14 protein-coding genes, 1 tRNA gene, 2 other RNA genes and 1 pseudogene are annotated in these 12,168 nt (G+C 28.2%); 7 read left to right on the top strand and 11 right to left on the bottom strand.

Going from position 1 to position 12,168, the window contains the following annotated elements:
- On the bottom strand, positions 1 to 213 hold a 213-nt coding region (locus V6U76_RS02350; protein WP_408647411.1), incomplete at its 3' end, for a TerC family protein.
- 264 nt (positions 214 to 477) lie between these two features.
- Here V6U76_RS02350 and V6U76_RS02345 point away from each other — a divergent pair.
- The 4 genes and pseudogenes from V6U76_RS02345 to V6U76_RS02330 all read left to right on the top strand — a co-directional run bounded on the left by V6U76_RS02345 (position 478) and on the right by V6U76_RS02330 (position 3,005).
- Entirely contained in the window at positions 478 to 981 is a 504-nt protein-coding gene (locus V6U76_RS02345) for a hypothetical protein (protein WP_333023412.1), read from the top strand.
- A 39-nt stretch (positions 982 to 1,020) separates the two neighbouring features.
- Positions 1,021 to 1,692, top strand: coding sequence for a hypothetical protein (locus tag V6U76_RS02340; RefSeq protein ID WP_333023411.1), 672 nt, complete (start codon positions 1,021 to 1,023; stop codon positions 1,690 to 1,692).
- A gap of 77 nt (positions 1,693 to 1,769) precedes the next feature.
- Complete coding sequence (locus tag V6U76_RS02335) at positions 1,770 to 2,006, top strand: hypothetical protein (protein ID WP_333023410.1); 237 nt, start codon at positions 1,770 to 1,772, stop codon at positions 2,004 to 2,006.
- A 112-nt stretch (positions 2,007 to 2,118) separates the two neighbouring features.
- A pseudogene (locus tag V6U76_RS02330) lies at positions 2,119 to 3,005 on the top strand (Rpn family recombination-promoting nuclease/putative transposase).
- A 74-nt stretch (positions 3,006 to 3,079) separates the two neighbouring features.
- Here the strand turns inward: V6U76_RS02330 and V6U76_RS02325 are convergent.
- From V6U76_RS02325 to V6U76_RS02300, 6 genes are all read right to left on the bottom strand, one after another.
- Positions 3,080 to 3,994 (bottom strand): P44/Msp2 family outer membrane protein, encoded by a 915-nt coding sequence (locus tag V6U76_RS02325; protein WP_333023409.1) that lies wholly within the window; start codon positions 3,992 to 3,994, stop codon positions 3,080 to 3,082.
- 130 nt (positions 3,995 to 4,124) lie between these two features.
- Positions 4,125 to 4,559, bottom strand: coding sequence for a helix-turn-helix domain-containing protein (locus tag V6U76_RS02320; RefSeq protein WP_333023408.1), 435 nt, complete (start codon positions 4,557 to 4,559; stop codon positions 4,125 to 4,127).
- 83 nt (positions 4,560 to 4,642) lie between these two features.
- A complete protein-coding gene (locus V6U76_RS02315; protein WP_408647410.1) occupies positions 4,643 to 4,939 on the bottom strand; it encodes a YbaB/EbfC family nucleoid-associated protein in 297 nt (98 codons plus the stop codon).
- Positions 4,940 to 4,942: 3 nt separating this feature from the next.
- On the bottom strand, positions 4,943 to 6,382 hold the full coding sequence (gene dnaX, locus V6U76_RS02310) for a DNA polymerase III subunit gamma/tau (protein WP_333023407.1): 1,440 nt from the start codon (positions 6,380 to 6,382) through the stop codon (positions 4,943 to 4,945).
- Between the two features lie 15 nt (positions 6,383 to 6,397).
- Positions 6,398 to 6,493: signal recognition particle sRNA small type (ffs, locus tag V6U76_RS02305), an RNA gene on the bottom strand.
- A gap of 51 nt (positions 6,494 to 6,544) precedes the next feature.
- Positions 6,545 to 7,192, bottom strand: coding sequence for an O-methyltransferase (locus V6U76_RS02300; protein ID WP_333023406.1), 648 nt, complete (start codon positions 7,190 to 7,192; stop codon positions 6,545 to 6,547).
- Between the two features lie 216 nt (positions 7,193 to 7,408).
- Here V6U76_RS02300 and V6U76_RS02295 point away from each other — a divergent pair, with 216 nt between their 5' ends.
- A complete protein-coding gene (locus V6U76_RS02295) occupies positions 7,409 to 7,696 on the top strand; it encodes a DUF2671 domain-containing protein (RefSeq protein WP_333023404.1) in 288 nt (95 codons plus the stop codon).
- Between the two features lie 25 nt (positions 7,697 to 7,721).
- Here V6U76_RS02295 and V6U76_RS02290 read toward each other — a convergent pair whose 3' ends face one another.
- From V6U76_RS02290 to V6U76_RS02275, 4 genes are all read right to left on the bottom strand, one after another.
- Positions 7,722 to 8,417, bottom strand: coding sequence for a thioredoxin domain-containing protein (locus tag V6U76_RS02290; RefSeq protein WP_408647409.1), 696 nt, complete (start codon positions 8,415 to 8,417; stop codon positions 7,722 to 7,724).
- 29 nt (positions 8,418 to 8,446) lie between these two features.
- Positions 8,447 to 8,902 (bottom strand): type II toxin-antitoxin system RatA family toxin, encoded by a 456-nt coding sequence (locus tag V6U76_RS02285; RefSeq protein WP_333023403.1) that lies wholly within the window; start codon positions 8,900 to 8,902, stop codon positions 8,447 to 8,449.
- Positions 8,903 to 8,921: 19 nt separating this feature from the next.
- Positions 8,922 to 9,084, bottom strand: a non-coding RNA gene (ssrS, locus tag V6U76_RS02280) — 6S RNA.
- Positions 9,085 to 9,522: 438 nt separating this feature from the next.
- Entirely contained in the window at positions 9,523 to 10,359 is an 837-nt protein-coding gene (locus tag V6U76_RS02275) for a transporter associated domain-containing protein (protein WP_333023402.1), read from the bottom strand.
- A 357-nt stretch (positions 10,360 to 10,716) separates the two neighbouring features.
- Between V6U76_RS02275 and hemE the strand changes: the two genes are divergently transcribed.
- Together hemE and V6U76_RS02265 are read left to right on the top strand one after the other, a co-directional pair.
- Positions 10,717 to 11,745, top strand: coding sequence for a uroporphyrinogen decarboxylase (gene hemE / locus V6U76_RS02270; protein WP_333023400.1), 1,029 nt, complete (start codon positions 10,717 to 10,719; stop codon positions 11,743 to 11,745).
- A 105-nt stretch (positions 11,746 to 11,850) separates the two neighbouring features.
- Positions 11,851 to 11,935, top strand: a tRNA-Ser gene (locus V6U76_RS02265).
- Positions 11,936 to 12,168 lie beyond the last annotated feature (233 nt).

Raw genomic sequence — 12,168 nt, 5'->3', positions numbered from 1 at the left:
AAATATATGCTTTTTGCTAGACAGTATAAAATATACACAAAATAGTATTAAAAATCTCATAAAAAGAGCTAAACTTAAGCCTAAAATACGGATTTTATTTTTCAAATTCCTTTGCACTTTATCTATTACAAGCGAAATAAAAATTAGGTTATCTATACCTAATATAGTTTCAAGCATAGTTAACATAAATAAAATCCAAATATCACTCAGCATTTATAGTTTTAACTTTAATCATTTTTATCTATATACAACAGATTCGTAAAAGTTTTGACAATACTACTGTATTCATAACTAAAGCCTATTTAAAAACTTATTTATGAATGGCGTACAGTGTAGATTTGAGAAAAAGCAGTATCTAGGTAGAAAAAGGTTGATTTAGTTGAGAATATGTAAGATCTACAAGTATTAATTATTTTTTAATATAATTGTGACATATTTATAACATGAGGCTTTTATATATAATTTTGGGGGTTTTATATGCCAGATACGTTAGATCAAGATAAACGATTTCAAAAACTTTTTCTCTTTGCAGACTCTTGTGTGCAAAAATTAAAAGAGAAGTTAAATGAATATTATAATGAGCATATTGGAGCAGCAGAGTTTAATGAAAGGCAAACTGTAAAAAAAGTAAGAGAATTGATGGAACCAGCAGGTAGTGCTGTTGGAGGATTGATTACTAAAGGAGTTGCTTATGCAGCGGTTGGTACTGAAGGTGCTAAAGCTGCTGGACCTATCGGAGATTCTGGAGGAAAAATAATAATTTCGCAAATAGCAGAAAAAATTAATAGCATAAGCAAAAGGCGTCATGATAAAAAAACCGAAAAATTAATGCCTTTTATAAATTTGTTTAATGGAAATTACTATATAATGGGTTATGAAAAAGATGATTGCAGGTTTAAATCTGAATACAATTTTACGGAAGAGTTATGCAAAGGATTATGTAATATAATGTACAGCTTAAAAGATCAAATCTATAATTAAAAAAATACTACAAGTCGTGTCGATCTCGCAACAGATATTGTGGACAGAATAATTGATCATTTTAGCAACAATAGTGATCTACAATTATATAATGTGTATGATGAAAAAAATTACGAAAATTTAGGAAATTTAATATCTGAAGCTGCTATCACTCATGGTAACCCTAAAAAAAGAATTAGACCCATTAAAAGTGCTATATCTCATATAACTCCATTTATATATGGGTATGACATAGAACTCACCACACCTGACAAAAAAACCATAAAATTGAATACAAAAAAGCTATTTGATAACTTTAAGATTTACAAAGAAGATGGTAAAGACAAGGGATATTATAAGCTAAAGTCATTAGATATGCCAGTTACTTCTTCTCACTCAGAAGAAGAGTGTGAAAAAGAAGAGTGTGTGAAACTAATATCAAGGTTAGTATCTCTTGATCCTAAAGATAATGATCATATCAAAAATGAAGATTGTGATGAACTAATTTCAAAAATTACTGGTGGATTTAGTAATGAAGTTTATAAGGAACTAAAACAAAGATATCCTTCCCTTACTCCAGACATAACAACTACTCGAAAGCTAGAAATAGAATGTGATGGTTTTTCACCATTCTCTACAAGTCATAATTCTAAAGATCGTTTTTATTATCGTTATCCTTTACCGTCAAAAAAGAAAAGTTACAGAATACAAAGGAAGAATATGAATACGTAGAGGAAGATAGAAAGTATATTGAAGATGATTTTTGCTGTCCACTAAAGTATGAAGATTTAGATGAACTTAAAAAAACCGTGTTTGACAAAAATAAAAGTAAAATTCCAGGCTTTCAAGAACAAAAAATGCATGAGCATATAGATGCTGCGAAAAATGAAATGATAAATTCTGTGAGAAATGAAATAAGGGAGCTACTTAATCAGAGTAACTCAAAATTAAAAAGTACAAGTCAAGAGACTACTGAAGAAATTAATCATAATCTTTATGAAGCTAAAACTGAACAATTAAGTAGAACAAATATTTCACGAAGATAGAAAAGGAAAATAGCTAAGAGACGTCCTTAACCAAAGGACGTCTTCATAATAAGGTATAAAATAATAAAAATTGAAAAATTATCTTTAGTAGTATATTATTAAAATTTTAGCTATGACACTCACAAAATTCCTAGATCCGAAGAACGATGTTGCATTCAAGAGGATTTTTGGCACGGAGAAAAACAAGGATATTCTAATTCATTTTTTGAACGATATCTTAGAGTTTTCGGAAGAGAATAAAATCATGGACGTGGAGTTTTTGAGTACCGTTCAAGATCCTGATATTGCTTCAAAAAAACAGAGTATTATTGATGTTTTATGTAAAGATCAAAATGGAGTTCAGATCATAGTGAAAATGCAGGTTGCAAGGACTAAAGGGTTCGAGAAACGTGCTCAATATTACGCTGCTAAAGCTTATTCTCAACAAGCTAGTAAGGGAGATAATTACCATAATTTAAAGGAGGTGATTTTCATTGCCATTGCGGATTTCATCTTATTTCCGAACAAAACTTCCTATAAATCTGACCATATAACGCTTGATAAAATTACAAATGAACATGACCTCAAGGATTTTAGTTTTACTTCATAGAGCTGCCAAAATTCAGAAAAAACAGAGAAAATCAGCTAGAAGGCATTATTGAGAAATGGGTTTATTTTTTTAAATGCGCAGAAGAAACTACAGAAAAAGATCTTGAAAAAATTATAGGTAGTGACCTTATAATAAAGAAGGAATATGAAGAATTAAATAGATTTAATTGGTCAGCAATAGAACTCAGAACATATGAAAGAGAAATAAAACGAATTCGTGATGAAAAAGCCATTCTCGCCCAAAAACTCGATGATGCGAGGGATAAAGGCATTAAAATTGGTAATAAAAAAGGTAAGATTGAAGAGAAAGTTGCAATTGCAAAAAATTTAATTAAGGAAAAAATTCCAATTGAAGTTATAGCAAAAACAACTGGACTTAGTGTAGAGGAAATTAAAGATTTTTTAAATTAAAATTAATTAATATTTATTAGAGCTGAAATAAAAAAAGGAAGCTAGAACAAAACTAGCTTCCTCAAACAAGAAAATTAGAAACTAAACATTACCCCAGCTTCTAAACCATAAACACCAAAACTGTGTTTAACAGTTGCAGTTGTTGACTCTACGAAATTAGTATTTCCACCACTTCTTTTTAACTCTGTGGTTGGCTTAACTTCCTTGTACTCATCACCAAATATACCGAAATAACGAGCACCAGCAAAAACCTTTATCCCTGAATCAAAAGCATAGCTAACACCAGCTTTTCCTTGGTAAGCAGGCTTAAAAGATTTTGTACCTAAAAACTCCACTCTCGTTACACCAACACCACCTCCAACATAAGGAATTAAAGGTGTATCACTACCAAGATCTACATCATAATATGCATTAATCATCCCTGCAATATTAGTAAAACCTTTGTTTTCCATCTTAAATGCAAGCTTATCAATACCATTAGCGTAAATAACTTTTCCAGCAGAACTACTATCGAAGAAAGCTGGTGAAGAACCTTTAGATTTTGAATCATTAACATCACGTACAAGCTCTAAATGCTTTGCATTGTCAGGTGCATCATCATTTCCACTTTTATAACCTGCAGTGTCTAAATCCACATGTGAATAAAGACCTTCAAGCTCAACTCTGATTCCTTCCAAATTATAACCAAAAGCAACAGAACCGTTCAGTAAAGAACTTTTATATTTTGGTCTATAATCCGCAGCTGCAGCACCATCCTTACTCCAACCAATAGCAGATCTTTCAGGATTACTGTTTAATCCAGAAACATCTTCTTTACCTTTAACTTCTTTTTCATTCATAATGTTAAAGAGATCACCATTGTATTGGAGACGAACATAGTAAGCATCTTCATCTTCATCAAGAACGCCTACTGGATCTGAAAAAGCAGACTGTGATAGACTAAGTAAAGTCGCTAAAGCAGCAGCAGAAAAAAATTTTTTATAATACATAATTTGCCCTCAAAATAATTAAAAATAAGTAAATTTTAAACTTTATTTTTTAGTCTAAGTAAAAATAAAATCAAGTCAAGCAGTAACTACAACATAAAACACAATTATTAATTATAAAAACGAATAAATATTATAATCCAGATAAATACTTTATCAGTGAATAAACAGCACGACGTGCTTCTTTATCCTTAATTTTATTATATTCTCTAACCAAAACTAAAACTTCTTTGCTCTCTGCATCTTGACTATCATAGTCGTAATTAAAGTTTACATTACCTTCACGCAATGAACTAGATTTATCTAGCTTAGTTTGAGAAGGAAAAAAATACATGATACTTACTGATAGTACTTTTGCTAACTCGCACAATCTACTAACCAAAATACGATTAGCACCTTTTTCATACTTTTGTATTTGTTGAAACGTAATACCTATCTTTTTTCCTAAGTCATCTTGACTCATTCCATGAGTAAGCCTCAACTCTTTTATTTTTTTGCCTATTTCTACATCTATATTATAACCATTAGCTTTAGAGTACAAATTACCCTTCAAGGTGTGAGAAACCATTTAAAAATCCTCATATATAAAGAAACCTATTCTAACTAGAGAAATGTAAAATTGCAAGAATTATATTTGGAAGAGCATAGCTCTTAAAAAGGAAGCTTAAAACCAGGAGGTAACATCATACCTGCAATATTGCCAGCCATCTCTTCCTCAGCTTTTTTCATAGCAGAATTAAATGCTGCTACAATTAAATCATTCCTAACATCTTCTTCCTCATCATTTGGCAATTTACTTGTATCTATATTTTTTACTCTATAACTGCCTATCTTTTCAACTACAACTAACACAGAAACTTGACCACCACCAGAAATACCAAGAAATTCTTTACTTTGAAATTCTTCCATTTTACTTTGCATTTGCTTCATTATTTGATTAAAATCCACAACTTACTCCTTTTTTTGAATATTAATTACTTTTGCACCTTTAAAGACATTAAGTATACTATTTACTTCAGGAGAGTCACTAATCACTTGATTAGAACACTCAATAGTAACTTCCCACAACTGGCCAGTCACCTTTTCTAAAAAACCAATTAGACCTTCAGAAAAGTCATCACTTAACTTAGATATAGCTCTTAATCTCAAACTTCCAGGCATACACTTTATTAATTCTACATTATTAGATACCTGACTGTAAAGATAAATTTGATTATCTCGCTTTAATAACTCTTTAATGTTATCAAAATCGTAATTCACTTCCTGTTTTTTGTCTTTCACAAGTATTTTTTTTATAACTTCTTCTGGAGAAGGTAAATCTGTTAGGTAACAAAGTTTAATTAGCAACATCTCTAAAGCTGTTTTGCTACATACTGAACTTTTAATATCCTGAATACCTTTTAGTAATAATTCCCATAATCTTATAAAGAAGACAATAGATTGTTTTTTACTTAGATCTTTAACCTCGCTTGCTTCACAAGCAATTACAATATCATCAATTCTCTTCATAATAATAAAACGACACACTAGATGGATAGTTTTTAATAAGTGTTTTATAATTTCAAGTGGATCATTCTTATTAATTTCTTCATTAAAGATAGATATAGTTTTTTTTGGGTCACCATCTAATATTGATCCTAATAATTTAAATATTGAATCCATACCAGTCAAACCAAGTACAGTTGTTACACTCATATAAGATATTTTACTTTCTTTACTGTATAACATGACTTGATTCATCAAAAACAAAGCATTACGCATTGAATTATTTGAATTAGAAGCAATTAATCTTAGCCCTTCGAATTCAAAATTATAACCTTCAAGAAGTGCAATGTGCTCTAAACGCTTTTCTATCTTAGAAATTGGTATATTATGCAAATTAAATCTAAAACAACGAGCAATTACTGTTTGTGGTATCTTTTTTATTTCAGTTGTTGCAAATATAAATTTCACAGCAGGTGGAGGCTCCTCAATAGTCTTTAACAAAGCATTAAAAGCACTACTTGATAGCATTTGAACTTCATCTATTATATAAACTTTGAACTTAGAACTCATTGGCACATAGCATAAATCTCCTAGAATAGCTTTTATATCCTCTACACTAGTGTGGCTTGCAGCATCGATTTCTATTACATCAGGATGCCTTGAATCTTTTATTGCAGAACAATTTTCGCACGATCCACAAGGATCAAAAGTTGGACCTAATATGCAATTCAAGCATAAGGCTATTATTCTAGCAGTAGTAGTCTTGCCAACTCCACTATTACCAAAAAGTAAAATGGACTGTGGAATTCTATTCGAACCAAATGCATTTTCGAGGACACGCGCTAATACATCCTGCCCTACTAAATCTCTAAAATGTACAGGCCTATATTTAAGTGCTATATTCACAAAAAAAAGAAATAGAAAATAGAGAGAATATACAACCCAAAATATTCTGATATGGCTGCTTCATTTCTGACCTGACCAGATTTACAGACTTTTTGCCTGCATATTCTCTTTTAAATTTTATAGATTTTTTTCTACCTATCAAACAAAATTATTAAAACATTTTTAGACAATCTTTAAAGAAATAGTTATTCCTTCTTCGGTTGGAACTAGCAAAGAACAAAATTTTTCTTGATTTGATAATCTATTATTAAAATTTCTCATAGCATTCCAAGATCGCTTTGATACTCCTTTTGGAGGATATTCCAAAAATACTGTATCAAATAGTAAAGTATTATGTGCAACAATCAATCCGCCTTTTTTTATGAATTGCTCCCCCCAGTCAAGATAATTAGGATAATTTTCTTTATCTGCATCAATAAACACCATATCAAATGGCGCATTTTTTGATAATTCATTCAATTTTTCTAATGCATTACCTTTTATTAAAGTGATTCTATTATCTAAGTTGAAATTAGTAAAATTCTTTTGTGCTATTTCAAAATGTTCATGGCAATTTTCTATCGTATATATATGCCCATCTTTTTGCATAGCTTCAGCCATCCAGATTGATGAATATCCATATAACGTACCAATTTCTACGATATTTGTAATTTTATTCATTATAATTAACATTTTTAATAATTTCCCTTCTTCAGGTTTAATTTGTATATGCTGTTTTTCCTGAAAAAAATACTTTTCTTCTATACTTGCATGTTCTTTTGTAAATAAATTCCTTATATAAAAGAATTGTTTATTAATGTCTCTATACAATGTAATATATTTATATTAGTTTTATGAGTATATAGAAATTTAAGGAAATTGAATTTATATTTTTTTATCTCTAGAGTCTAAATTTTTTTTATAGATTTTATAAACAAAGTTTGCTATATATTTAATATTTATTATTATACTAGTTAATTAATTAAAAATTGAAAATCAGTGTGTATTATTTATACAGTATTTTCCTAATTAACATTGGAGGGTGTTATGTCTTATATTGGTGGTGAAGTTGTAGATAGTAAAGTTTCCAAGAGAACTAAGGATTCAGGGGATGCATTATTAACTGATCCTGCTTATCGTGAAAAATATAAAGAGCGTCTTTTTGAGGCTCAGAAGAAATCTATGGATATGGTCCAATTCTTTGATGGCACAATAATACTTATTGAAAATAAGATTGCTATGTATTATTATACTTGGCATAACAAAAAAAGAGAATTTGAACGTAAAAAGCAACAAGTAATAATGAAAAATCAATTTGATAATAAAAAAAGCTGATTATAATTGAAGCTACATTTAAGGATTATTTAATTGTAGCTTTTTTATATAAGTTATCTATTATTTTTATGAAGTATTCTATCTTATGGTATCCTTCATGTTTTATATTTTTATCTTTATTATGTCCTTGCTTAGTGTTATGTTTTATGAAAAATACTGGAGTAGCTGATACACTAAGTTTTTCTATAGCAATTGATTTTATTTCAATTATTTTATTCATATTTTTCTCATTATCAATGCATTGGTTAAATGTTAACTTACTCATATTACTAACTTTAGTAATATTTTCTAATATAGTAAGATCACTTGCATTGTAGTTCCAAAGATCTATTGAATAAAATACAGCTTTATTAAAAGCAAAATAATCTTCTTGTTTTTCATAGCAATGACTCAACATTGCTGCTTTAAGCGCCAAATAATCTAAAGGAAAATGACGAAATATATATAACATTTTTCCTGTATCTATGTATAATTCCTTTAGTTTAGGAAAAACATTTTTATGAAAAAGAGAGCAGTGATAACAAGATAAAGAAGCATATTCTACCATAATTATAGGTGCATTTATATTACCTATAAATTTATCATCTTGTAATAAAGAGATAAGGAACTCTTGTTCATTGTTTAAATGTTGTTGATTAGAATAAGAGGCAGCGCTTATTAAAGTAAATACAAGTAAAAACAGCAACCTGCAAAACACAACTATAAATTTTAATATATTCAACTAATTATGTGTCTATAATTGATACTACGTCAAGATAACTTTAACTCTCTAGCTCTATTTTTAAATGCAGTAATAATCTTTTTTTCTACATATTTAAATACAGAATTAAACATTACATAAAATAAGCGGGAATGAAACTCAAATTCTATATAAAATTTTACTACTGTACTATTTTTATCTAATGAAATAAATTCCCATTTATTATACATATGTTTAAATACTCCATTTGATGAAACTATTTTTATCCATCCATTTTTTTCCTGAGTTGGTGAAGAAAAATTTATTAATGAAGTGTATTGGTCTTCAAGTCCATAAAATTTTGCTAATAGATCTACAACCATAAAACTTTCACATTTTTTTTCTACGTATATTGCTTTACACCACGGAATGAACTCAGGGTAACTTTCAACGTCAATTACTACTTGAAATATTTCATATGCAGCACAAGAAATAAAATCTTGTTTATTGAACACACGATGAAACATCTTCAACCTAACTATAGAATATGGATCCATAACTATCGTCAGTCCTAGTAGATTCCTGAGACCTGTAAGTTAAGGTGGGCATCACATATTAATTGCTATTCAACTAACAGAGGTAATTCCCTAGACTAGAGATTATCGCTCGGGAAATTTAACTTCACTTTTTACGTATAGAATAGACCCACTTAATTTTAACATATAGTGATACATAAGTCAACAGGTCTATTTCAAATTCGTAATGGCTTTGTTATATAGCTAATTAAGTTTTTTTATATAACTAATGATTTTATATTTAGAAATGCTGATTTCTATAAATTTATTTATTTTTTAGGTTGCTTTATTGAGTTTTAGAAATTAAAAAACAATAGAAACTGTATATAACAATCTATAAGTACTTCACTTTTTAATAAAGAAGCTAAAATAAAAGTAATCATAGGTGAAGGTAAAGAAATGTTAATAAAAAAATCGAGTATAGATCGTTTAATGATACATTATTGTGCAGATATTAAATTGGTATGCTAAAACAACATAGGTGCTTCATATAGCAATAAAAAAGTCAAAAAAGCAGTAAAGATTAATAAATGTTACAATCTAAATTTATGTAATCATTCCTTGGTAAAAAGCTAACTATTTATTTTATATTCACTCAAGTCTACTATTATTTTGTATATACAACGTTCATCAACATCTTTTACAATAAATTTTATACCATATTTATACTCAATTATTTCATTTATTAATGGTATTCTATTAATAATAGAATAGACTAAACCTCCAACTGTTACGTAATCCTCTTCAACTTTACATAGCTTTACTTTTAACATATTTTCTAATTCTTTTATTAAAGTTCTTGCTGATATTTCAAATTTATTTTTAGATACTTCAATAAAAGTATTCTCTATATGTAATTTATCTACGTTAGTTATGTTATAAATAATTCCTTGTACAAGGTCAGATAATGAAATCAACCCGTCAGTACCTCCATATTCGTCAAGTACAATTGCTATACGCGATTTTGTTGATTTCATTTGCAAAAGAAGATTTGTAACTTTCATTGATTGAGGAACAAAAATCACATCTCTCATAATACTTTTTAAATCCAATTCATTCTTTAAAATAAAATCTTTAACGTAGAAAAACCCTATAATATTGTCAAGACCATTTCTGTATATTAATATTTTTGTATAACTATTATTCTTTATTTTTTCTAATATACTACTCCTGCATGAGTTAATACTAACTGCGCATATCTCTGTACGTTGATTCATGATATCTTTCACACTGCAGTCATGAAACTTTTGCAAGGCATCAAAAATATTATTATCAAAGAAAAATGTACTATCATTCACCAAGGCTCTCGTTATATTATTCTTTATAGCGTGACTCTTCTTTAAAAAAAATGATACTATACTATAAATTATCTTTTCTATTACAGATAATGATTTTTCATTTTTATCCAAGTAAAATCCTAATAATTATCTATTATAAAATATTTCACAATTTACAAATTAAATTGATAAGTATGTAAATAACATTGTACTAACATGTGAGTAAAATGTTTATATACAAATACTAACAAACTATTAACACATATCAAGTTACTTATGCACAGCAATTTGGCAACGATAAACTATTTAAAACAGATTTACTAAGACAACAATTTTCTTATTTATACACATATAATATCCTTGATAATCAGATATATAGTCAAATTATTCACATATTTATCAACAATATCTATTTTATAGAAATAGACTAATGAACAGTTAGTGTTATGCTTATAATCATAAGTATATTTTATATATAAAAATGTTTATATGAGTAATGAAAGCACACAAAATCTAGTCAGAACAATAAATAAACTGAAGACAAAAAAAGTACCAATATGGTTAATGCGTCAAGCTGGAAGATATCTCCCAGAATACCATAGTGTAAAAAGAAAATCAGACAGTTTTATGAGTTTATGTTATAATCAGGAATCTGTAATTGAACTTACGTTACAACCTATTAAAAGATTTAATATAGATGCAGCCATAATATTTTCTGACATATTAGTTGTACCAGATGCTTTAGGATGTAATGTCAGTTTTCTGCATGGTGTTGGTCCTAAAATTACTCCAATTTCTAGTTATAAAGAATTGGAAGATCTTAATATCATTTCAACTAAACTAATGCCTATATTTCTATCTATAAAAAAAATAAGAGAACAATTACATTATGAAAAATCTTTAATAGGATTTGCAGGTGGACCATGGACAGTAGCTTCTTATATGATAGAAGGGGCTACTAGCACAAAATTTTCTAGAATAAAAAAAATGTGTTATTCTGATCCTTCTACTCTAGACAAAATTATAGATATTATTACTGAAGCTACTATACTATACTTAACTAAACAAATAGAGTATGGCATTGATTTAATCCAAATTTTTGATAGTCATTCTGGTGTTCTTTCTGACTTCCTATTTAATAAATATGTTATAGAACCAACGAAAAAAATTGTGTCTACTATACACAAAAATTTTCCGAATTTTCCTATAATAGGCTTTCCAAAATCATCTGGAGTGCTCTATAAAGAATATTGCTCTAAAACTAATATTTCTGCTGTAAGCATAGATTATAGTGTTCCTTTAGAATGGATAAAAGACAACATTACCATTCCTATACAAGGTAATCTTGATCCTTATTTGCTTGCTTATGATAAAAATAAAGCATTGAAAGATTCTAAGAAGATATTAGATTTTTTTAAAGGTACTCCATTTATATTTAATTTAGGCCATGGAATTATACCAGATACTCCACTTGAAAATGTTTATGAATTAGTTGATTTAGTTAATAATTACAATTAAGTCTATTTAATAAATGAAATAAACTAATCCTACTTGTCAAATAGTATTAGTTTAAAAAAAGATTTATACTTTTCATTTTAAAACATTTATTTATATTTAATTATAGGAAAGGTGGCTGAGAGGTCTAAAGCACACGCTTGGAAAGCGTGCATATAGAGATATATCAAGGGTTCAAATCCCTTCCTTTCCGTTATGAAGCCTTTTTAGGAAAGACTATATATTTAATTTATGAAAAGCTTATTATTTGTTAGTGTAACACAATTCATGACAATGCTATACTAAGTAAAAACTAGTACATTGTAGGAAATATATTACACTAAAACTTATTTCTTTGAATTTATAGAGCAAGTTTAAAAGGTGTTTAATTAAATATAATTTTTTCATCTTTTTTAGAAGTTTTTTTTAATTTCTTCTTAATTATCT

The sequence above is a fragment of the Wolbachia endosymbiont of Pentidionis agamae genome, assembly GCF_036711655.1.
Classification (GTDB): Bacteria; Pseudomonadota; Alphaproteobacteria; order Rickettsiales; family Anaplasmataceae; genus JAZHPY01.
Note: the sequence above shows the minus strand (reverse complement) of the source record. Positions and strands in the feature narration are given on the sequence as shown.

Excerpts from the sequence above, each read along its gene's own strand:
- V6U76_RS02345 (WP_333023412.1), top strand. The coding sequence starts at position 478 with ATGCCAGATACGTTAGATCAAGATAAACGATTTCAAAAACTTTTTCTC.
- V6U76_RS02325 (WP_333023409.1), bottom strand. The coding sequence starts at position 3,994 with ATGTATTATAAAAAATTTTTTTCTGCTGCTGCTTTAGCGACTTTACTT.
- V6U76_RS02320 (WP_333023408.1), bottom strand. The coding sequence starts at position 4,559 with ATGGTTTCTCACACCTTGAAGGGTAATTTGTACTCTAAAGCTAATGGT.
- V6U76_RS02295 (WP_333023404.1), top strand. The coding sequence starts at position 7,409 with ATGTCTTATATTGGTGGTGAAGTTGTAGATAGTAAAGTTTCCAAGAGA.
- V6U76_RS02285 (WP_333023403.1), bottom strand. The coding sequence starts at position 8,902 with ATGTTTCATCGTGTGTTCAATAAACAAGATTTTATTTCTTGTGCTGCA.
- hemE (WP_333023400.1), top strand. The coding sequence starts at position 10,717 with ATGAGTAATGAAAGCACACAAAATCTAGTCAGAACAATAAATAAACTG.